Origin of the sequence: Streptomyces bathyalis (assembly GCF_015910445.1) — a bacterium.
GTDB lineage: Bacteria > Actinomycetota > Actinomycetes > Streptomycetales > Streptomycetaceae > Streptomyces > Streptomyces bathyalis.
The window spans coordinates 6048660-6070337 of sequence record NZ_CP048882.1 but is presented as its reverse complement, the minus strand read 5'-3'; the positions used below and the strand labels follow the sequence as shown (position 1 = coordinate 6070337).

Below are 21678 nucleotides of genomic sequence, written 5' to 3'. Positions count from 1 at the left end.
CACCCTATGTGATCAGGCCCAGAGGTGCTTATCCAGGGTGCTGGCCTGCACTGACGCGCGTCAACTCCCTGACGAGGCAGGGGCGCTGGGAACACTCACATCGAAGTGCCGTGCGTCCTTCGAGGCTTTCATCAGCGCGGTGACTGACTCCGCCTTGGCGCTCCCCTGTTCACCACTGCCCCACAGCACAGTCCGGCCTCCCGTCAACTCCAGTGTGATGGAGTCGTAGGAACGCACCCGGACCGTACGTGTGTCCCTGCTGACGGAATCGGGAAGCGAGGTGGCGACTCGGACGGCTTCGCGCCGGAGCCGTTCCTTGCCGAAGTGACGGAGACCGGCCGAGCGCTCAACTTCCATCACAAGAAGCGGAACGCCCTTCGGTTGCTCCGGAACCACGTCGAAACGCACACCTTCAACGTCCACTTCGGCGAATTTCCCTGCATGCTTCATGACCAGTTCCGGCTTCCGTTCTGTCACCTCGATACCGATTCCGTGGGGGAAGGCCCGCACGACGCGAACCTCGTCCAGGCGGGGCAGCGAGGTCTCGAGACGGCGTTCGGCCGCGGCCCTGTCGACGGACAGGAGCGGAGTGCCAACCGGAATACGGGCGGCGTCGCGTACCTGTTTCTCCGTCAGCACGTCGTTGCCGCTGACGGAGACACGTTCCACGAGCACCCAGTTGGATCCGTACAGGGCCCATGCCCCGAAACCGGTGAGCCCGAGAGCCAGTGCCAGGACGACGAGCAGGGCGCGCAGCCGATGAATTCGCGCCCCTGTCCGCACCCGCGCGCCGCGCGAACGGGACGGGGAGCGGCCGGAGTCGGCCTCCGCCGACGGACGGGCTTCCGAGTCACTTCCGCGCCGCTTCTCGGCGCTCTTCGTCGGTCCCGTGGATCCGGCCACGCTGCCCTGCCTTCTCTCACGCCCCTCGGCGTGCCGCGATCGCCTCGTACACCATGCCGACCAGAAGCTGGTCCGCGTCCGGCCGGCCGAACTCCGCCGCGGCACGCGCCATGTCGTGCAGCCTGTGCGGATCGCTGAGGACCGGAAGCACGTTGCCCAGGATCCACTCCGGCGTCAGCTCGGCGTCGTCGACGAGCAGTCCGCCGCCCGCCTTGACCACGGGCTGCGCGTTCAGCCGCTGTTCGCCGTTGCCGATCGGCAGCGGGACGTAGGCGGCCGGCAGTCCGACGGCCGACAGCTCCGCGACGGTCATCGCGCCCGCCCGGCTGAGCATCATGTCGGCCGCTGCGTACGCGAGATCCATCCGGTCCACATACGGTACCGGCACATACGGCGGCATACCGGGCATGTTGTCCGGCTGCGGCAGTTCGTTCTTGGGACCGACCGCGTGCAGAACCTGGACTCCCGCCCGCTGCAGGTGCGGTACGGCGTGCTGCACGACCTCGTTGAGCCGGCGTGCTCCCTGCGAGCCGCCCGTGACGAACAGGGTCGGCAGGTTGGCGTCCAGACCGAACGCCGCGCGTGCCGGCGGCCTGGCGGCGGCACGGTCCAGCGTCGCGATGGAGCGGCGCAGCGGGATGCCGATGTAACGGGCGTTGCGCAGCTTGCTGTCGGGCGTGGAGACCGCTACGTACTGCGTGTAGCGCGAGCCGATCTTGTTGGCCAGACCGGGCCGCGCGTTGGCCTCGTGGATGACGATGGGGACGCCGAGGCGCTTGGCCGCGAGATAGGCGGGGAGCGCTACGTACCCGCCGAATCCGGCGACGCAGTCGGCCTTGGTGCTCTCCAGGATCTGTTCGGCGGCCTTGATGGTGCCCCGCAGCCGCCCGGGAACGGTGATCAGTTCGGGTGTGGGCTTGCGCGGCAGCGGTACGGCCGGGATGAGTTCGAGCTGATAGCCGCGCTCGGGCACCAGCCGGGTCTCGAGGCCGCGTTCGGTTCCGAGCGCGGTGATGCCCACCGTCGGATCCTGCCTGCGCAGAGCATCCGCGAGGGCGAGCGCGGGCTCGATATGGCCGGCGGTGCCACCGCCGGCGAGTACGACGTGCACTCTCATTCACCGCTCTCCGGACGGCCGCCGATCTGCGCGCCGTCTCATCGTGTTCGTTCTCACCCCTGCCAGCCTTCTCTGCAGGCGCTGCCGCAGAGCAGGCTGCCGCATGGCCAGAGCCGCTCTGGCCGCGGGGTCGCTTCTCGCGAACGCGATGAGCAACCCGATAGCGAACATCGTCGGCAGCAGGGCGGAACCACCGTAGGAGAACAGCGGCAGCGGGACACCGGCGATCGGCAGCAGACCGAGCACCGCACCGATGTTGACCACGGCCTGCGCCGTGATCCAGGTGGTCACGCCTCCCGCGGCATACCTCACGAAGGGCTCCTCCGTGCGTCCGGCCACGCGGATACCCGCATAGCCTAGAGCCGCGAAGAGGGCGAGCACCGACAGCGTCCCCGCTAGACCGAGTTCCTCCCCGGTCACGGCGAAGATGAAGTCGGTGTGCGGTTCCGGTAGTTGACCCCATTTTTCCACACTGGCACCCAGCCCCGAACCGAACCATCCGCCCGATGCCAGCGCGTAGATTCCGTGAACCGCCTGCCAGCACTGGTCGTTGGCGCCGGGGTCGGTGGCACCGATGCAGGCCAGCCGGGCCATCCTGTTCGGGCTGGTCATGATGAGGAGCGCGCCGATGACGGCGGCCACCGCCATGACGCCGGCGAAGAGGCGGGTTGGCGCGCCCGCGAGCCAGAGCAGTCCGAAGAGGATCGCCGTGAGAATGATCGCGGTCCCCATGTCGCCGCCGAGCATGATGAGCCCGAGCAGCAGCAGTCCGACGGGCACGAGCGGCACGAGCATGTGCTTCCACTGGTTCAGCAGCCGCCTGGAGCGCTTGCGGGCCAGCAGGTCCGCGCCCCACAGCACCAGTGCCAGCTTGGCGAACTCGCTGGGCTGGAGCTGGAACGGGCCGCCGAGATAGATCCAGTTGCGGTTGCCGTTCACCGCGTGCCCCATGCCCGGCACCTGTACCAGGCACATCAGGACGACGGACACGGCCAGCAGCGGGTACGCCAGCGCCCTGTGCAGTCTGATCGGCATACGAGCGGCAACCAGCAGCAAGCCGGCGCCCACGATCGCCGCGATGAGCTGCTTGCGGAAGAAGTACGTGGAGGACAGGCCCGATTGGAGGGCCTCGATCTGCGACGCCGAGAAGACCATCACCAGCCCGAGCACGGTGAGCAGAAGGCTGCCGCCGAGGATCAGGTAGTACGCCGTCAGCGGCCGGTCCCAGGCCCGCCTGGCCTTCACGAGGAACGAAGGCGTGCCCTTGCCGCGGCCCGGACGGGACGGCTGCCGTGAGGGACGCCGCGGCCGAAGCGGTCGCCCGGGGGCGCCGGAAGCACCCTTCCCCGGGCGGGTCTTGGCCGCGCGGGAGCGCTGCGCCTCGCGCGGCAGGAGGAGGGCTCCTGCCGCGTGCGGCAACTGGAGGGCCGCCGGCGCCGGGACGGGGCTGCGCAGCGGCGTCAGAGGCGTTGTCAGCGCCCGCCGCAGCGCGGCGCGCCAGTTGTGGCGGGTGTGGCGAGCGCGGGAGCCGGTGGCGGCGGTGTGCTCGCGCGAGTTCGACGCTCCCGGGAGAGAGTCGGCCGCAGCGCCGCTGTCGGGCGTCATCTGTCGCTTCCCCTCCGTCTGTTCCCGCGACGCGGTCCGCGGGACCGGCGGGTTACTCCACCTCGTGCGCGCCGGCCGCTGCCAGCGCACGCACCGCGTCGGTGAAGGCGTCACCGCGCGCGTTGTAGTTGACGAACATGTCCATCGAGGCGCAGGCCGGTGCCATCAGCACCGTATCCCCGTGACGGGCGAGCCGCGCCGCTTCATGGACTGCCGCAGCCATCGCCCCAGTGTCGGTCTGCTCCAGGTCCACCACCGGGACATCCGGGGCGTGTCGCGTGAGGGCTTCGTGGATGAGGTGACGGTCGGCGCCGATCAGCACGGCGCCGCGCAGGCGGGGCGCGGACTCACGTACGAGTTCGTCGAAGGTGGCGCCCTTCGCGAGGCCGCCCGCGATCCACACGATGGAGTCGTACGCGGCCAGCGAAGCCTGCGTGGCATGGGTGTTGGTCGCCTTGGAGTCGTCGATGTACGCGACGCCGTCGATGTCGGCGACGTGTGCGATGCGGTGTGCGTCGGGACGGAAGGCGCGCAGCCCGTCCCGCACGGCCGCGGGCGGCACGCCGTAGGCGCGGGCGAGGGCCGCCGCGGCAAGGGCGTTGGCGATGTTGTGCGGGGCCGCGGGCGTGATGTCCGAGATCTCGGCCAGCTCCTGCGCCTGCTCGCGGCGGTTCTCGACGAAGGCGCGGTCGACCAGGATGCCGTCCACAACTCCCAGTTCGGACGGGCCGGGCGTGCCGAGCGTGAAGCCGATGGCCCGGCAGCCCTCCTCCACGTCCGCCCGGCGCACGAGCTCTTCGGTGGCCGGATCGGCGCAGTTGTAGACGCAGGCGACCTGATTGCCCTCGTAGATACGGCCCTTGTCGGCGGCGTACGCCTCCATCGAGCCGTGCCAGTCCAGGTGGTCGGGCGCGAGATTGAGCACGGCGGCGGAGTGCGCACGCAGACTCGGCGCCCAGTGCAGCTGGTAGCTGGAGAGTTCCACCGCGAGTACGTCGGGGGGGTCCTCGGCGAGGACGACGTCGATCAGCGGGGTGCCGATGTTGCCCACCGCCGGGGCACGGAGGCCTGCGGCTTCGAGGATGGAGGCGAGCATCTGCACCGTGGTGGTCTTGCCGTTGGTGCCGGTGACGGCGAGCCAGGGCGCGGGTGTGCGGCCCCCGTCGACCGCCTCCCCCGGCGCCGCTCCGCGCAGCCGCCACGCCAACTCCACGTCGCCCCATACCGGTACGCCCGCGGCGTCGGCGGCGGCGAAGAGCGGGCTCTGCGGCTTCCAGCCCGGTGATGTGACGATCAGATCAGTACCGGACGGCAAGGTCTCCGCGTCCGCGAGCCGCACGGTCACGTCCTCGGCGCCGAGTTCGGCCGCACGGGCCCGGTGCGTATCGCTGTCACCGCCGTCGACGACGGTGACAGCGGCGCCCAGGCGCTTGAGGGCACGCGCCGCGCTGACTCCGCTCACGCCGAGCCCGGCCACGGTGACATGCCTGCCCCGCAGGCTCCTCGCATCCGCGAAGTCCCCTGCGTGAGCGGGGGCTTCGGAGCCCTGGGGGTCGTGCCGGTCGTTCACTTGCTGGCCGCCCACCCTGCGTAGAAGATCCCGACGCCGAGGATGGCGCACATGCCCTGGATGATCCAGAAGCGGACGACCACCAGGACCTCGGACCAGCCCTTCAGTTCGAAGTGGTGCTGCAACGGCGCCATCTTGAACACGCGCTTGCCGGTCATCCGGAAGGAACCGACCTGGATGACGACGGACATGGTGATGAGGACGAAGAGTCCGCCGAGGATCGCCAGCAGCAGCTCCGTGCGGGAGCAGATGGCGAGACCGGCGAGGGCACCGCCCAGCGCGAGCGAACCGGTGTCGCCCATGAAGATCTTGGCGGGCGAGGTGTTCCACCACAGGAAGCCGAAGCAGGCACCCATCAACGCGGCGGCGACGACGGCCAGATCGAGAGGGTCCCGCACCTCGTAACAACCAGGTCCCGCCGTGAAGGGGTTGGCACAGGACTCCTGGTACTCCCACACGCAGATGAAGACGTAGGCGCCGAAGACCATCACGGAGGCGCCGGTGGCGAGGCCGTCCAGACCGTCCGTCAGATTCACGCCGTTGGACATCGCGAGGATCATGAACAGCGCCCAGATCACGAAGATGACCGGGCCGAGCGACCAGCCGAAGTCCTGGGTGAAAGACAGCTTCGTCGAAGCGGGCGTCAGCAGGCGGAGGTTGGGGAAGTTCAGCGAGAGGACCGCGAACGCGGTGCCGACGATGAGCTGTCCGGCCATCTTCGCCTTGGCCCGCAGGCCGAGGCTGCGCTGCTTGACGATCTTGATGTAGTCGTCGAGGAAGCCGACCAGGCCCATGCCGGCGAAGAGGAAGAGCACGAGCACGCCGGAGAAGCTCGGCTGGCTGCCGGTCAGCAGCTTGGTGAGCGCGTACGCGGCGACCGTGGCGAGGATGAAGGCGATGCCGCCCATCGTCGGGGTGCCGCGCTTGCTGTGGTGGTTCTGGGGCCCGTCGTCACGGATGAACTGCCCGTAACCTCTGCTCGCGAGCAGCTTGATCAGCAGAGGCGTCCCGATCAGGGACAGGAAGAGTCCGATGACTCCCGAGAAGAGGATCTGGCTCATACCCATCGGGCGGCGACCTCACCCTCGTTGGTCCCGGGCTCCATGAGCGCGTCCGCGACGCGTTCCAGACCCACCGAACGGGAAGCCTTCACCAGTACGACATCCCCCGGGCGCAGTTCGCTCCGCAAGAGCTCGACCGCCGCCTCAGCGTCGGACACGTGCACCGACTCCTCACCCCACGAACCCTCGTTCTTCGCGCCCATGTCCAGCCAGACGGCCTCCTGGCCACCCACCGCCACGAGCTTGCTGACGTTGAGCCGGACGGCGAGCCGTCCGACCGCGTCGTGCTCGGCAAGCGACTCGTCGCCGAGCTCGGCCATCTCACCGAGCACCGCCCAGGTCCGCCGGCCCCGCCCCATCGCGGCCAGCGCGCGGAGCGCGGCCCGTGTCGACTCGGGGTTGGCGTTGTAGGCGTCATTGACGACCGTGACTCCATCGGCGCGCTCGGTGACCTCCATCCGCCAACGAGAGAGCGAGCCCGCGGCGGAGAGCGCGGTGGCGATGTCCCCGGCGGGCATGCCCAGTTCGTGGGCGACGGCCGCCGCGGCGAGCGCGTTCGACACGTGGTGCTCACCGTACAGGCGCATGGTCACGTCACCGCACCCGGTCGGTGTTTGTAGCGTGAAAGACGGCTGACCCCTGTCGGTGAGCCGGACATTCTCGGCACGAACGTGAGCGTCCTCGGCCTCGCCGAACAGCAGGACACGGGCATGAGTGCGCTCGCTCATGGCCCGGACGAACGGGTCGTCGGCATTGAGCACGGCGACGCCGCCCTCGCCTCCCCCGGCCTCGCCGTCGCCTTCGGGACCAGCCGGCGGCAGGGCCTCCACCAACTCGCCCTTCGCGAGGGCGATCTGCTCCCGGCCGCCGAACTCGCCGATGTGCGCGGTCCCGACGTTGAGCACGACGCCGATGCGCGGCGGGGTGAGCTGCGCGAGGTAGCGGATGTGCCCGACGCCGCGTGCGCCCATCTCCAGTACGAGATGACGGGTGCCGGCCTCGGCGCGCAGGGCGGTCAGCGGCAGCCCGATCTCGTTGTTGAGGGAGCCCGGCGTCCACACCGTCGGGCCGAGGCGTTCCAGCAGCTGTGCGATGAGGTCCTTGGTGCTGGTCTTTCCGGCGGAGCCCGTCAGCGCGACGACCTTGGTGCCGAGCCGTTCGACCGCGTGCCTGGCGAGGGCGCCCAGGGCGCGGGTGACGTCGTCGACGACGACGGCCGGAACACCGACGGGCCGTGTGGCCAGAACGGCCACGGCCCCGGCTTCGACCGCGCTGCGGGCGAAGTCGTGTCCGTCGGCCCGTTCACCGGCGAAGGCCGCGAAGAGGCTGCCGTGCGCCACTTTCCGTGAATCGATGACGACGGGTCCTGTGACCAGGGCGTCCGGGTCCGGTATGTCGCTCTGCTGTCCGTCGACGACAGCGGCGATATCGGCGAGAGATAGGGGGATCATCGGTCTTCGGCGTCTGTCCCTTGAATCGGGGTGCTGTTCGCGGCCGCGGCGGCCGGCGCGGTCGCCGCGGGAGCTGCGGCGGCCTCTTCCTGCTTGAACCGGATGGCTTCGCGCAGCACGAAGGTGTCGTCGAACGGTCTTACGACTCCCGCGATGTCCTGTCCCTGCTCGTGTCCCTTGCCGAGCACGATCACGGTGTCCCCGGGCTCGGCACGGTCGACCGCGAGACGGATCGCGGCGGCTCTGTCCTCCTCCAGCAGGACGGTTCCTCGGTCGTACGCGGGCACCTCGGCGGCGCCCGCAAGCATGGTGGCGAGGATCGCGAGCGGGTCCTCGGTGCGGGGGTTGTCCGAGGTCAGCACGGCCGTGTCCGACAGGCGCGCCAGCGCGGAGCCCATGGCGGTGCGCTTGTGCGGGTCCCGGTCGCCACCGCAGCCGAGCACGGCGTGCACCCGGCCCTCGGTGACCTTCCGGATCGCGAACAGGACGGACTCGACGGCGTCGGGCTTGTGCGCGTAGTCGACGATCGCCAGGTAGTCCTGACCGGCGTCGACGCGCTCCAGCCGCCCCGGCACACCCGGAACGGCCGCGATGCCGTCGGCGGCCGTCTGCGGGTCGATGCCGGCCGCGACAAGGGCCGTCAGGGCGGCGAGCGCGTTGGCGACGTTGAAGGCCCCGGCGATCGGCGCGGTGGCCCGTACGGACTCCTCCTTCGGCCCCACGGCGACGAAGGTCGAGCCGAGGGGGCCCACTTCGACGTCCTGAGCCCGCCAGTCGGCGTCGGGGTGCCCCTCCGCGGAGAAGGTCGTGACGGGCACCTCGGACTCGGTGACCAGCCGCTGCCCGTACTCGTCGTCGATGTTGACCACGGCCGCGCGCGAGCGCGCGCGCGTGAACAGCTGCCGCTTCGCCCGGAAGTAGTCCTCCATGTCCGGGTGGAAGTCCAGGTGTTCGGGGCTGAGGTTGTTGAAGACGGCGACGTCGAAGACGCAGCCGTCCACGCGGCCGAGCACCAGCGCGTGACTGGAGACCTCCATGGCCACGGCCGTCACACCGCGCTCGCGCATCACCGCGAAGAGCGCCTGGAGATCGGTGGCCTCGGGGGTGGTGCGCTCGGACTTCAGCCGCTCGTCCCCGATGCGGGACTCGACGGTGCCGATGAGCCCCGTCAGCTCGCCCGCCTTGGCGGCGGCCTCGCGGAGCCCGCCGTCCACCAGGTACGCGGTCGTGGTCTTGCCGGAGGTGCCGGTGATGCCGATCTGGAGGAGGTCCCTGCCCGGCTCGCCGTAGATCGCCGCGGCAAGCGCACCCATACGGCCGCGGGGGTCCGGCACGGTCAAGACCGGGAGCCCGGTGTCCGCGGAGCGTTCGGTGCCCGCCGGGTCGGTGAGCACAGCCACGGCGCCCAGGCTCGCGGCCTGCGAGGCGAAGTCGGCCCCGTGGAAGCGCGCGCCGGGCAGCGCCGCGTAGACGTCGCCGGGCCGCACGGCACGTGAGTCGTGCGTGATGCCGGTCGCCGAGGCGTCCTCCGCGCCCTGTGGGGCGGCGGTGTTCAGCCGGCGTGCCAGCTCCGCGAGGGGAACGGGCCGTACGTGTGCGGGCCGCGGTGCCCCCGAGGTGACGTTCGTGGTCGTCCCGGGAGCCGCCTCCGCAGAAGACGGGACTGGGGGGCCCTCCGCCGAGGGCGAGAGGGAGTTCTGATCAGCTTGTGGCACGGCGGTGAGCGTACCGGGAGGGAGGGCTGTGCCGCGAAGCGAGGGGCTCCACGGAGGGGCGTCGCCGGGCGGCTCGGACCGGCCCCCCGCGCGTCCGACGGGGCCCCGTGCCCGGGGCCGGCACGCTGCGCTCCCGGCTCATCCGTCCTTCTTCTTCGAGCGGTCCTTGCCGGCGCTGACTGGCAGCGGATCGGCCTTTGCGCCGGTCGGGGGGATCTGCAGGGACTTCAGGGCGAATTTCATGACCTTCTTGTAGACAGGCCCGCAGACGTCGCTCCCGAAGTAGCTGCCCTTCTTCGGGTTCTGAACGGCGCAGTAGACCGTCACCCGCGGCTTGTCGGCAGGGGCGAAGCCCGCGAAGGACGAGGTGTAACCGTGGTACCGGCCGGTGTCGGGATCTACCCGGTTGGCCGTACCGGTCTTGCCCGCGACCCGGTAGCCGGGGATCTTCGCCGTCGTACCCGTGCCCTCCATGTCGCTGACCACCGACTCCAGCATCCGGGAGAGGGTCTTCGCGGTCTTCTCGCTCACCACGCGGCGCTGGCCCGGCTCGGGTGCCGCCGTGAAGCCGCCGTCGGGGCCCGTCGTTCCCCGTACGAGCGAAGGCACGTTGCGCACACCGCCGTTGGCGATCGTGGAGTAGATCGACGCGGCCTGTACGGCGTTCAGCGAGAGGCCCTGGCCGAAGGGGATCGTGTACTGCTGCGATGCGCTCCACTTCCCGGGCCGCTCCAGGATGCCGGAGGTCGCGCCGGGCAGCCCCAGGCCCGTCGGCCTGCCGATTCCGAACCGGCTCAGATACCGGTGGAGGACGCGGTTGGCCTCCTTCTGGTCCTTCCCCAGCTGCTCGGTGGCGAGGATCGTGCCGATGTTGCTGGACTTGGCGAGGACGCCGTTGAGCGTCAGATGCCAGGTCTCGTGGTCGATGTCGTCCGCGAAGGCCCGGTCGGCGCGCTTGAGCCGGTTGGGAACGGTCACTTCCGTGAGGGGCGTGGCCTTGCCCTCCTCGAGGACGGCGGCCATCGACATCACCTTGCTGGTGGAGCCGGGCTCGTAGACGTCCTGGGCGGCCGCGTTGCCGAGGGCCTGCGGGTCGGCCCGGGAGATGTCGTTGGGGTCGAAGTCCGGAGCGCTCGCCATGGAGAGGAGTTCACCGGTGCGGGTGTCCTGCACGACCACGTAGCCGCTGTCCGCGTCGGAATCCTCGACCTGTTCGCGGATGGCCTGCTGAGCGGCCCACTGGATGTCCCGGTCCAGGGTGAGCTGCACGTCTGCGCCGGCCCGGGCCGGGTGCTCGCGCACGCCCGCGGTGGGGACCTGGCGGCCGCCGGACTGGGCGTAGGTGATCTTGCCGTCCTTGCCCGCCAGCTTCTTGTCCAGCAGGGCCTCGACGCCCGCGCCGCCCTTGCCCTCCGAATTGACGAAGCCGAGCACGGACGAGGCCAGCTCACGGTTGGGGTAGACGCGCTTGGGGTGCTTCTCGCGGTAGACGCCGGCCAGCACATCGGCTGCTTCTCCCGCGCCGCCGGCCGCCGGCTTCTCCGACTCCGCGGCGGTGCTCGCCGAGCCCGCCGGCCTCCCCGCCTCGGCCGCCTCGGCGGCGACCTCCTTCTTCAGTTTCTTGATCTTCGCCCACGTGCGCGGCGTCTCCTGGCGTGCCAGGAGCACGTACCGGGTGTTCTTCTTGGCCAGCTTCCGGGTCAGCTGCTGCTCGTCCTCGTGGAGGACGGGTGCGAGCAGGGCCGCGGCGCGCTCGGGGGCGTCCGGGACACCCGTCTGCTTGCGGGTGAAGAGGTACGGGTCCGCCGTCACGTCGTAGGCGTCGACGGTCGTGGCCAGCGCCGCGCCGTCGCGCGAGGAGATCGTGCCGCGCTCGGCGGCGAGCGGCACGGTGATGTAGCGGTTGACGGCCGCCTTGTCGGCGAACGCGCTGGCGTCGACGGCCTGCACCTGGAGCAGCCTGGCGGTGAAGGCGAGCATGATCGCCGTGAGCCCGAAGGCGATCAGCCGCAGCCTCGGCCTGGCGCGGGCGAGGCGCAGATGGCTGCCCTGTGCGGGCACGGGAGGCCGGGCACCGCCGGATGCCTTGACGGTCCTGCCGGCCTTGGCCGCCTGCGCGGACCTGACCGTCCTGGCGGACTCCGAAGGCCCGGCCCGCTTGGCGGACTTGGAGGGCGAAGACTTGGCAGACCTCGCGGAGCCCACGGGCTTGGGACGGCCCGTGGAGGGCTTGCCCTCGCCCTTTCCGCTGCCACCGTCGCGTCGCGGCCCACGGGGACGTTCGCTCACCGCTCCTCCTGCTCGGGGTCGCCGGTGGCGGGCTGCGGCTTGCCCTTGACGGTGCCGTCGGGGGCCAGGAACGCGGGGGTGCCGCCGGGGACGAGGCCCAGTTCGCGGGCGCGCTTCTCCAGCGAGCCGGGGGCGGAGTAGGAGTCGACCTCCTGCTGGAGCGACTGCTGTTCGTCCGTCAGCTCGTCGGTCTGCTTCTCGAGCTTGCTCAACCGGAAGGAGCCCTGGTTGACCGCGGCGTTGAGCAGCAGCAGACCCAGCAGCCCTGCGCCCAGTATCAGCACGACGAGCAGCACGAACGGGGTACGGGCCGCCGAGGAGGAGCCGGCCGGTACGAGGCGGGCGAGCCGGAAGAGCCGCTGCTGTGCACTCATGAGGTGTGCGCCTCCCTGATGCGCTCCGCGCCGCGCAGCCGGGCCGGTGCGGCTCGGCGGTTCTCGGCGATCTCGTCCTCGGTGGGGAGTTCGGCACCGCGCGTCAGCAGCTTGAGCCGCGGCTGGTACTGCTCGGGGACCACCGGCAGCCCGGGCGGCGCGGTGCTTCCCGCACCGGCGGTCAGCACCCGCTTGACGAGCCGGTCCTCGAGCGAGTGGTACGAGAGCACGGCGATGCGCCCGCCGACGGCCAGCGCGTCGACGGCGGCCGGCACGGCACGCTCCAGCACCTCGAGTTCGCCGTTGACCTCGATGCGCAGGGCCTGGAAGGTGCGCTTGGCGGGGTTGCCGCCCGTGCGCTTGGCCGCCTGCGGCAGGGCGTCCCGGATCAGCTCCACGAGCCTCGCGCTGTGGCTGAACGGCTCCTTCTCCCGCTCCCGTACGACCGCTTCGACGATGCGCCGGGCCTGCTTCTCCTCGCCGTACGCACGCAGCACACGCACCAGTTCGCCGGGCGGATAGGTGTTGAGGACGTCGGCGGCGCTCGGGCCGTGCGTCTGGTCCATGCGCATGTCGAGCGGCGCATCCTGCGCGTAGGCGAACCCGCGCTCCGCCTCGTCCAGCTGCATGGAGGAGACGCCGAGGTCGAACAGCACGCCCTGCACACGCGGGACGCCGAGGCGGCCGAGCACGTCGGGCAGTTCGTCGTAGACGGCGTGCACGAGGGTGGCGCGGTCGGCGTACGGGGCGAGGCGCTGCCCGGCCAGCCGCAGTGCCTCGCGGTCACGGTCGAGCGCGATCAGCCGGGCCGCGGGGAAGGTCGAGAGCAGGGCCTCGCTGTGGCCGCCGAGGCCGAGGGTGCAGTCGACGACGGTGGCGCCGGGCTCGGCGAGGGCCGGGGCCAGCAGATCGAGGCAGCGCCGCAGCATGACGGGGCGGTGGCGCTCGTCGGGCGATCCCTGGGAGTCACTGAAGGAGCCGCCGTCGGCGGAGTCCTGACCCACGGCCACCTCCCGGGTGCCGACGGGCTCTTCGCGGGCGGGCTGCTCTTCGGTCGTCATGCGTTCTTTCCTGCCCACGTGCTGCTTGGTCCCCGCCCGCTCGAAGGGGAAGCGGCCGGACGGAGCCGGGGAAGAGGGCACCGTACGGCCATGAGCGGGAGGAGGCCGAGCCACACGTACGCACCGCGCACTCGGGGAAATCCCGATCCCTGGAAGCGTCTCGCCTCCCACTTCGCGCCACTTTAGTCCACTCGTCCCTTCGGTCAACCAGCGCCGAGGCGCGTTGACCCGGGGGTACGGCCGGCTGTGGAGCAGCTCACAGAAACGGCGGAAAGCCCGATTGGTCCGCCCCGGAGGGGAGCCTGGCGCGCCTCGGCGGTCTAACGTCGTCACATGTCGACGCACCAGCGGAATGCTCAGCCGCTCTCCCAGTCCCCCGCCGACGACCAGCACCGTCCCGGCTCCGTCACCGACCGCCTCGTCGAAGCGAACGAACGCTACGCGGCGCAATTCACCGACCCGGGAATGGACGCCCGCCCCGTCCTCAACGTCGCCGTGGTCGCCTGCATGGACGCACGGATCGACCTGCACAAGGCCCTGGGTCTCGAACTCGGCGACTGCCACACGATACGGAACGCCGGCGGTGTGGTCACCGACGACGTCATCCGCTCACTGACCATCAGCCAGCGCGCCCTGGGGACCCGTTCCGTCGTGCTCATCCACCACACCGGCTGCGGTCTGCTCAACCTCACCGAGAACTTCCGGCACGAACTGGAACTGGAGGTGGGGCAACGGCCGTCATGGGCAGTCGAGGCGTTCCCGGATCTGGACCAGGACGTGCGCCAGTCCATGGAACGTGTGCGTACTTCGCCTTTCCTCCTCCACACGGACGACGTGCGTGGTTTCGTCTTCGACGTGAAAACGGGGCTGCTCCGCGAGATCGACCCGGAGAACCCCTCGGAATCCTGACGCCGAGACGCGTGGGCGTGAAGAATGCGTGTACGAGCAGCAGATGAGTACAGCGGGACACGGGGCGACGGGCCGAGGAGGGCCGGGTGACGACCTTTGACGAGCGAGCGGATCTCAGCGATCTGAGCAGCACGGCGGATCGCGTGCGCCGCTCGATGGAGTCGGTGATCGAGGGGAAGCCCGAGGTCGTACGGCTGTCACTGACGGTTCTCCTCGCCGAGGGGCACCTCCTGATCGAGGACGTGCCGGGCGTGGGCAAGACCATGCTGGCCAAGGCTCTCGCCAGATCCGTCGACTGCTCCGTGCGGCGCATCCAGTTCACGCCGGACCTGCTCCCCTCGGACATCACCGGGGTGAGCATCTACGACCAGCAAAGACAGGACTTCGAGTTCAAGCCGGGCGCCGTCTTCGCGCAGATCGTCATCGGCGACGAGATCAACCGTGCCTCCCCCAAGACCCAGTCGGCACTGCTGGAGTCGATGGAGGAACGCCATGTGACGATCGACGGCCAGACCTACGACCTGCCTTCGCCGTTCATGGTCGTCGCGACGCAGAACCCGATCGAGATGGAGGGCACCTACCCGCTGCCCGAGGCGCAGCGGGACCGCTTCATGGTGCGGGTGTCCATCGGTTATCCCAGCCCGGCGGCGGAGCTGGAGATGATCGACGTGCACAGTGGTGCGTCACCGCTGGAGGACCTGCAGCCGGTGGCGCACGCGCACGAGATCGGCAAACTCATCGACGCCGTGCGCGGCGTCCATGTGGCCGACCAGGTGCGGCGCTACGCGGTGGAGCTGGTCGCCGCGACGCGCTCGCACCCGGAGCTGCGGCTGGGCGCCTCGCCCCGCGCGACGCTGCACCTGCTGCGTGCGTCGCGTGCTGCCGCCGCGCTGGCGGGCCGTGACTTCGTGCTCCCGGACGACGTGCAGTCGCTGGCCGTGCCCGTACTCGCGCACCGCCTTCTGCCCACGTCCCAGGCGCAGTTGAGCAGACGTACCGCGGAACAGGTGGTCACGGAGATCCTCCAGCGCGTGCCGGTACCGACGGCGGCTCCCGGTGCCGCGGGCGTTCCGCACCGCCCCGACGGTTACGGACAGCAGCCGCCGCGAGGCTACTGATGTCGGGGAGTCCCGGGCCGGGCGCGGGGCCCGCCGAACAGGCAGTCGGCAAGGCCGCCAGGGGCGGCGGCCGGGCGGACTCCCGCGAGGAGGAGGACGGCGGGGCGTGCCGCGAGAAGCAGCGCGGCACGCTGCGTACCGCGCTCGGAGGCCTCACGACCCGCGGCAGATCGTTCCTGGCGGCCGGCATGGCCGCGGCGGTCTGCGCGTACGTACTCGGACAGGCCGACCTGCTGCGGGTGGGGATGCTGCTGGCGGCGCTGCCGCTGGTGTGCGTGCTGGTGCTGTACCGGACGCGCTACCGGGTCGCGGGCTCGCGCAGGCTCTCCCCCGCGCGGGTCACGGTCCGCTCGGAGGCCCGGGTGCACCTGCGGATGGACAACGTCTCGCGGCTCCCGACGGGACTGCTGATGCTGGAGGACCGGGTGCCGTACGTGCTCGGGCCACGCCCCCGCTTCGTGCTGGACCGGGTCGAGCCGGGCGGCCAGCGCGAGGTCTCGTACCGGGTGCGCTCCGAGATGCGCGGCAGCTATCCGCTGGGGCCGCTGCAGCTGCGCCTGACCGACCCGTTCGGGATGTGCGAACTGACGCGCTCCTTCAGCACGTACGACACCCTCATGGTGGTGCCGCGGACCGTGCCGTTGCCTCCGGTCCGGCTCACGGGCGACGCCACCGGCTACGGGGACGGGCGGCACCGCTCGCTCGCGCTCGCCGGAGAGGACGACGTGATCCCGCGCGGCTACCGGCACGGCGACGACCTGCGCCGCGTCCACTGGCGCTCGACTGCCCGCTACGGCGAGCTGATGGTGCGCCGCGAGGAGCAGCCGCAGAAGGCGCGGTGCACGGTGCTGCTGGACACCCGCCGCGGCGCCTACGCCGGTTCGGGACCGGACTCGCAGTTCGAGTGGGCCGTCTCGGGCGCCGCCTCGGTCTGTCTGCATCTGCTGGAGCGCGGCTACGCCGTCCGGCTGCTGACGGACACGGGAACGATGGTCCCGGGCCCCGAGGGAGTCGGCTTCGCCGGGGACTCCTCGGACACTGCCGGGCTGCTCCTGGACACCCTCGCCCTCCTCGAACAGTCCGACCAGGAGGGGATGTCGTACGCCTACGACATGCTGCGCGGAGCGGCGGGCGGGCAGGAGGGACTGCTGGTCGCCTTCCTGGGTGAGCTCGACGAGGAACAGGCGGTCACGGTGGCGCGGATGCGTCAGCGCACGAACAAGGCTGTGGCCTTCTGCTCCGCCGGAACCGCAGACGTCGAGGGCGAGGACCAAGTACCGGAGTACGAGGGCGAGTCGGCGGCGTGGGGCAACTCCGCCCCGCACGGGCCCGGCCCCGGGGACGAGGGCGTGCCGGCCGCCGCGACCGCCACCGTCCCGCCGCCCGGCGCGGTCGAGGACGACGAGCCTCTGCAGGTGCTGCGTGAGGCGGGGTGGACGGCGCTGCGCGGCGGCCCGGACCTGGCCATGCCCGACCTGTGGCAGGAAGCGGACGACGCGACCCTAGGGGGAATGCGGCCATGAGCGGACGGGGACGGCTCGCTCTGTGCGCCGCGCTGGCCACTCTCGCGGCGGCCTTCGCGCTGCTGCCGCTGGTGGAACCGGCCACGTGGCTCCTGCAGGCGGCGCTGCTGCTCGGGGCACAGACGGTGGTGGGCGCGCTGACCCGCCGCGTGCCGCTGGCGCGCCCGCTGACACCGATGGTGCAGGCGGTGGTCTCCCTCCTGCTGCTGACGTTCTTCTTCGTACGGGACGAGGCGTTCGCCGGGCTGCTGCCGGGGCCCGCCGCCTTCGCGGAGTTCGGGCAGCTGCTCGCCCAAGGCGGTCACGACGTGGGCCGGTACGCCATACCGGCACCGGTGACCGACGGCATAAGGCTCATGCTGGTGGGCGGCGTCCTCGTGATCGGTCTGCTGGTCGACGCGCTGGCGGTGACGTTCCGCAGCGCGGCACCCGCCGGGCTCCCCCTGCTGGCGCTCTACTCCGTGGCGGCCGGGCTGGCGCGGGACGGTGCCGGCTGGCCCTGGTTCCTGTGCGCTGCCGGCGGCTACCTGCTGCTTCTGCTCGCCGAGGGCCGAGAACGGCTCTCGCAGTGGGGCCGCGTCTTCACCGACCGGGGACGCCCCGGGTCCTCCTCCTACCAGCCCGGCGGCGTCGAGGGGCCCGCGACCGCACCCGTACGCACGGGGCGGCGGATCGGCGCCCTGACGCTCGGCCTCGCCCTGATCGTGCCGGCACTGATGCCGTCGCTGGGCAGCGGCCTGCTGGACGCGGCACGCAACGGCAGAGGCGGCCTGGGCCAGAACGGCGGCACCGTCTCGGCGGTCAACCCGCTGGTGGCGCTGCAGGACAGCCTCAACCAGGCCGAGGACCGTACCGCCCTGAGCTACACGACCAGCACGCGGAGCACCCAGGAGATGTATCTGCGGATCGTCGCCCTGGACCGCTTCGACGGCTCCTCGTGGAAGCCCTCGGAGCGGCGCATAGATGCCGTACCGGACCCGCTGCCCGCGCCGCCGGGGCTCTCACCGGACGTACGGACGGAGAAGGTCCGCAGCAACGTCGTCGCAGCCGACTGGTACTCGCAGAACTGGCTCCCGATGCCGTATCCGGCCAACCGCGTGCGCCTGGACGGGCGCTGGCGCTTCGAGCCGGAGGGGCGCACCCTGGTCGGCGACCGCGGACAGACCACAAGAGGCCAGCGCTACCAGGTGGAGAGCCTGCTCGTGGAGCCGACGGCGCGTCAGCTGCGCCAGGCACCGGATCCGGCGCGTGCGGTCACCGAGGAGTACACGAAGGTGCCGGAGTCGCTGCCGCCGGTGGTGAAGCGGACCGCTCAGCAGGTCACGCGCAACGCACCGGACGACTACGAGCGGGCGGTGCGCCTCCAGGACTGGTTCGCCTCGGACGGTGGCTTCGCCTACGACACCCGGGTGCGGGCCGGCAGCGGCTCCGCGGCCATCGCCAACTTCCTTGAGCAGAAGGAGGGTTTCTGCGTCCACTTCGCCTTCACGATGGCGGCCATGGCGCGCACGCTGGGCATCCCGGCGCGGGTCGCTGTCGGCTTCACCCCAGGCACCGCGGACGCGGAGGGGCGCATGAACGTGGGCCTCAAGGACGCGCACGCCTGGCCGGAGCTGTACTTCGAGGGCGTCGGCTGGACGAGGTTCGAGCCGACGCCGACGCGGGGCACCCCGCCCCCGTATGCGCAGCCGGACACACCCGATCCCCGTGAGAACCCCGCGGAGCAGCTTCCCGACCGGGGGCAGAGCGCCGAACCGTCACCCGTGCCCTCCGAGTCCGAGAGCTGCGACGCGGACGCGAAGCGGCTGGATCCGGAATGCGGACAGGCGGCACCGTCCCCAGACAGCGGGAGCGGCGACGGCGGCTTCCCGGTCGGCACTGTCGCGGGCGTCGCGGCGGCGTCGCTGCTGGGCCTGGGGCTGCTGATGCTGCCGATGCTGTGGCGCGTACGTACGAGAGCGAGACGGCTCGGCGGGCGGGACGGGCCGCCGGTGCCCGGCCGCGACGCGGACGGCGTCGTGGTGCTCGATGCCTGGCGCGAGCTGGTCGACAGCGGCTGGGACCACGGCGTGGTGCCCGACGAGTCGGCCACGCCGCGGAAAGCCGCGGAACGCATCGTCCGGATCGGAGATCTGGGGCCCGATGCGGCGGAGGCGGCGTTCCGCGTGGCCCTGGAGGTGGAGCAGGTCCTGTACGCGCCGCGACCGCGTCCCGGGGCAGGTGTGCGGGCGGACGTGCTGCTGGTCAGAGCCGCCCTGCGGGAGGCGGCGCCGCGCAGTCTGCGGATCCGTGCACTGCTGCTGCCGCCCTCATCCATCCGGGTGATGTGGACGGTGACGGGGGCCGTGACGGCAGTCCGTGACAGGTGGCTGGGGGCTCTGCGGGTCCGGTTCGCCAAGTAGCGGCCGGCGGCGACGCGAGGCGGGAAGCCGGCGCCACGGCGGCGACGGGGCGGTCGCCAGGCCGGGCGCAGGAATGGCGGGCCGATGCCGGACTGGGGCCCGCCCTGGGCCCCGCACGAACCAGGCACGGCACGAACCGGGCACGGCACAGCTGTGGGGCTGCTCCTCCGGACTCCGGAGGGAGACAGCCCCACGGTCATGTATCGGTGGGAGGACGCCGCACAGGCGCTTGTGCTCGGGCTACTGGCCCTCGTCGCGGCGGCGCTGCCACCGCTCCTCGATGCGGTTCATCATCGACCGGCGGGAGCGTGGCTGGCGGCGCGTGGACGCAGAGCCGCCGCCTCCGCTGCCGCCGCTCTGCTGCGCGCTTCCCTGCCCCTGTTGCTGTTGCTCGCCGCTCTTGGGGGCCTTGCGCCAGCCGGTGACCGCCAGGACGGCACACCCGAGCATGACGAGGAAGCCCACGACGCTGATCCAGATCTGCTGCGCGACCATTCCGGCCATGAGCAGGGCGATGCCCACCAGAAAGCCTGCGACCGCCTGGTAGACCCGCTTGCGGGTGTACCTGCGCAGCTCACTTCCCTCGAGCGCTGTCGCGAACTTGGGATCTTCGGCGTACAGCGCTCGCTCCATCTGCTCGAGCATGCGCTGCTCGTGCTCAGAGAGCGGCACGGAGTCCTCCTACTCGTCGGTCGCGGGGGCGACCGGGTGCGACCATCCAAGGATAGGCAGGGAATCGCCCCCGTGAAACCCGCCCCTCTGCGCCATTACCTCCCACCAGGACCGAGATGACGGGCGTCGGCGCGGGACCGTTCAATCCGTGCATTCCCGCACCGCCTTTCCGCCATGCCGAACGGTGTGCCCCGATCATACGGCGGTCAACAGCTGATCGGGTGAGGTAACGACCACCGCGGTACTGATCGGTCAGTTCCGCCGGGTCGCCCCCACGCCGGACCCGGCACGCCACCGGGTCACCGTTCGTGGTACCGCGCCTCGGCCAGGACATGCAGCTGACTCGCAACCGCCTGGAACGCGGGCAGTTCGGAGGCGGCGCTCTCGAGCCTCACCAGGGCCGCTTCGGCGTCCGGTTCCGTGTCGACGAGCGCGCCGGGCACCAGGTCGGCGAAGACGCGGACGCCGTGCAGGGCCGTGACGGCCAGGCCCGTGTCGTCCACGAGCGCGGTCAGCTGCTCGGGGGTGAACCGGCGGGGCATCGGGTCGCCCTCGCCCCAGCGTCCGTCCGGACCCGTCAACGCGTGCCGTGCCTCGGTGAAGTGACCGGCGAGGGCGCGGCCCATCACGGCGCCTCCCAGTCCGGCTGCGAGCAGGCTGAGAGTGCCGCCCTCGGGGCGCAGCGCCGCGACGACGTTGCCCAGTCCCTCGGCCGGATCGTCGACGTACTCCAGGACGCCGTGGCAGAGGACCACGTCGTACCCGCCGCGCTCCACGACGTCGAAGAGGCCGTGTGCGTCGCCCTGCACGCCGCTGACCCTGCCCTCAACTCCGGCCTCAGCGGCGCGGCGTTCGAGCCCGAACAGGGCGTTGGGGCTCGGGTCCACGACCGTGACCCGGTGGCCGAGTTCGGCGACCGGCACCGCGAAGTTGCCCGTACCGCCTCCGGTGTCGAGGACTTCGAGGGTCTCCTTGCCGCTTGCCTTGACCCGCTGGTCGAGGGCTCCTCGCAGTACCTCCCAGACCACGGCGGTACGGCGGGATGCGCTGGGGCGGGACATGGCGTGCTCCTCGGCGGCTCAGGGGCGTGCAGCCACCACCCTATTGCCTTCGCAGCCAGGCCGTTTCCCCCGATGGACCCGGGCCCTGCCAGGCGTTCTGCCTGCCGCACCGCCGCGTCACCCCGCGCGGGGGTGCCGCTGGTCCTCCTCGGTGCCCTGCGAACGTAACCGGGCGGCGACGAGGCCCTCGTCGGACGGGGCGATCCGCGGCTGCGGCAGCGCCGGCTGAGACACCAGCATCCGCTCGACCAGCCGCAGGAAGACCCCGGTGTCACGCACGAGGTCGTCGGCCTCACGCCAGCTCGCCGCGCCCTGTATGCCGGCTTCGGCACGGGCACGCTTCGGCGCGCCGGAGGCGAACAGGACGCTCCACTCGGCGAGTTCGGGGGCGGCCTCGGGCAGCACCTCCCAGGCGCTGCGTATGGCCCGCCTGCGCCGCTCGCTGCTCTCCGGGCGCCCGCGCACCGCGAGCACGGCGGCAGCCGTGCGCAGCGCCGCCAGATGAGCCGTGGCGAACCGCTCGTTGGCCGTCTCCATGGCCACGGCCTCGTCCAGCCCGTGCTGCGCCTGGGCGAGCAGGTCGAGAGCGGCGGGCGGTGCGGCCGCCCTCCGCAGGACGGGGTGGACGTCGTTTGCCGGCGGGGAGTTCGGGGGCGCTCCCCGAGAGGGTCGCTGCACGGGAACCAACCTCCTGTCGTCGTCCGACTTCCGAATGGACCGGCGTATGCACACATCGTGAGGCACACCACTGACAATCCGTCCTGACCTGCACAGATGCCGCTTCCGCTTGTGACGGCGCCATGGACGCGCGGGGCCGGTCGAGGTCCCCTCCCGACCGTGAGGTAAC

General features: G+C 71.3%; 17 protein-coding genes. 4 read left to right on the top strand and 13 right to left on the bottom strand.

Translation table 11 applies throughout. From position 1 onward, the window contains the following. Positions 1 to 60: 60 nt before the first annotated feature. The 10 genes from G4Z16_RS26260 to rsmH all read right to left on the bottom strand — a co-directional run bounded on the left by G4Z16_RS26260 (position 61) and on the right by rsmH (position 13146). A complete protein-coding gene (locus G4Z16_RS26260) occupies positions 61 to 903 on the bottom strand; it encodes a cell division protein FtsQ/DivIB (protein WP_197353109.1) in 843 nt (280 codons plus the stop codon). A 16-nt stretch (positions 904 to 919) separates the two neighbouring features. Next, positions 920 to 2014, bottom strand: coding sequence for an undecaprenyldiphospho-muramoylpentapeptide beta-N-acetylglucosaminyltransferase (gene murG, locus G4Z16_RS26255; RefSeq protein ID WP_197354922.1), 1095 nt, complete (start codon positions 2012 to 2014; stop codon positions 920 to 922). A 6-nt stretch (positions 2015 to 2020) separates the two neighbouring features. After that, positions 2021 to 3625, bottom strand: coding sequence for a putative lipid II flippase FtsW (ftsW, locus tag G4Z16_RS26250; RefSeq protein WP_343070913.1), 1605 nt, complete (start codon positions 3623 to 3625; stop codon positions 2021 to 2023). A 52-nt stretch (positions 3626 to 3677) separates the two neighbouring features. Then, on the bottom strand, positions 3678 to 5123 hold the full coding sequence (murD, locus tag G4Z16_RS26245) for a UDP-N-acetylmuramoyl-L-alanine--D-glutamate ligase (protein WP_197354920.1): 1446 nt from the start codon (positions 5121 to 5123) through the stop codon (positions 3678 to 3680). 68 nt (positions 5124 to 5191) lie between these two features. Further along, positions 5192 to 6256: a phospho-N-acetylmuramoyl-pentapeptide-transferase gene (gene mraY, locus G4Z16_RS26240; RefSeq protein ID WP_028435720.1), complete on the bottom strand. Its 1065-nt coding sequence runs from the start codon at positions 6254 to 6256 to the stop codon at positions 5192 to 5194. Next, positions 6253 to 7707 carry a UDP-N-acetylmuramoyl-tripeptide--D-alanyl-D-alanine ligase gene (locus G4Z16_RS26235; protein ID WP_197353108.1) on the bottom strand — a complete coding sequence of 485 codons (1455 nt, stop codon included), beginning with the start codon at positions 7705 to 7707 and terminating at the stop codon, positions 6253 to 6255. Before G4Z16_RS26235 ends, mraY begins: the two co-directional genes overlap by 4 nt. After that, entirely contained in the window at positions 7704 to 9422 is a 1719-nt protein-coding gene (locus G4Z16_RS26230; protein WP_197353107.1) for a UDP-N-acetylmuramoyl-L-alanyl-D-glutamate--2,6-diaminopimelate ligase, read from the bottom strand. The genes G4Z16_RS26235 and G4Z16_RS26230 overlap by 4 nt, the downstream gene beginning before the upstream one ends. Positions 9423 to 9560: 138 nt before the next feature. After that, positions 9561 to 11711, bottom strand: a complete 2151-nt coding sequence (locus G4Z16_RS26225; RefSeq protein ID WP_246531078.1) for a peptidoglycan D,D-transpeptidase FtsI family protein — start codon at positions 11709 to 11711, stop codon at positions 9561 to 9563. Next, complete coding sequence (gene ftsL / locus G4Z16_RS26220; protein WP_197353106.1) at positions 11708 to 12085, bottom strand: cell division protein FtsL; 378 nt, start codon at positions 12083 to 12085, stop codon at positions 11708 to 11710. The genes G4Z16_RS26225 and ftsL overlap by 4 nt, the downstream gene beginning before the upstream one ends. Then, on the bottom strand, positions 12082 to 13146 hold the full coding sequence (rsmH, locus tag G4Z16_RS26215) for a 16S rRNA (cytosine(1402)-N(4))-methyltransferase RsmH (RefSeq protein WP_197353105.1): 1065 nt from the start codon (positions 13144 to 13146) through the stop codon (positions 12082 to 12084). The genes ftsL and rsmH overlap by 4 nt, the downstream gene beginning before the upstream one ends. A gap of 333 nt (positions 13147 to 13479) precedes the next feature. Between rsmH and G4Z16_RS26210 the strand changes: the two genes are divergently transcribed. The 4 genes from G4Z16_RS26210 to G4Z16_RS26195 all read left to right on the top strand — a co-directional run bounded on the left by G4Z16_RS26210 (position 13480) and on the right by G4Z16_RS26195 (position 19098). After that, on the top strand, positions 13480 to 14055 hold the full coding sequence (locus tag G4Z16_RS26210; RefSeq protein WP_197353104.1) for a beta-class carbonic anhydrase: 576 nt from the start codon (positions 13480 to 13482) through the stop codon (positions 14053 to 14055). An 86-nt stretch (positions 14056 to 14141) separates the two neighbouring features. Continuing rightward, positions 14142 to 15173 carry an AAA family ATPase gene (locus tag G4Z16_RS26205; RefSeq protein WP_197353103.1) on the top strand — a complete coding sequence of 344 codons (1032 nt, stop codon included), beginning with the start codon at positions 14142 to 14144 and terminating at the stop codon, positions 15171 to 15173. Beyond that, the gene (locus tag G4Z16_RS26200) at positions 15173 to 16696 is read left to right on the top strand and encodes a DUF58 domain-containing protein (RefSeq protein WP_197353102.1); all 1524 of its coding nucleotides are present in this window, start codon (positions 15173 to 15175) and stop codon (positions 16694 to 16696) included. The genes G4Z16_RS26205 and G4Z16_RS26200 overlap by 1 nt, the downstream gene beginning before the upstream one ends. Next, a complete protein-coding gene (locus tag G4Z16_RS26195) occupies positions 16693 to 19098 on the top strand; it encodes a transglutaminase TgpA family protein (RefSeq protein ID WP_197353101.1) in 2406 nt (801 codons plus the stop codon). The genes G4Z16_RS26200 and G4Z16_RS26195 overlap by 4 nt, the downstream gene beginning before the upstream one ends. A gap of 240 nt (positions 19099 to 19338) precedes the next feature. Here the strand turns inward: G4Z16_RS26195 and G4Z16_RS26190 are convergent, their stop codons facing one another. The 3 genes from G4Z16_RS26190 to G4Z16_RS26180 all read right to left on the bottom strand — a co-directional run bounded on the left by G4Z16_RS26190 (position 19339) and on the right by G4Z16_RS26180 (position 21518). Then, the gene (locus G4Z16_RS26190) at positions 19339 to 19770 is read right to left on the bottom strand and encodes a DUF3040 domain-containing protein (protein ID WP_197353100.1); all 432 of its coding nucleotides are present in this window, start codon (positions 19768 to 19770) and stop codon (positions 19339 to 19341) included. 299 nt (positions 19771 to 20069) lie between these two features. Then, entirely contained in the window at positions 20070 to 20831 is a 762-nt protein-coding gene (locus tag G4Z16_RS26185; protein ID WP_197353099.1) for a methyltransferase, read from the bottom strand. A 117-nt stretch (positions 20832 to 20948) separates the two neighbouring features. Then, the gene (locus G4Z16_RS26180; protein WP_246531077.1) at positions 20949 to 21518 is read right to left on the bottom strand and encodes an SAV_6107 family HEPN domain-containing protein; all 570 of its coding nucleotides are present in this window, start codon (positions 21516 to 21518) and stop codon (positions 20949 to 20951) included. Positions 21519 to 21678 lie beyond the last annotated feature (160 nt).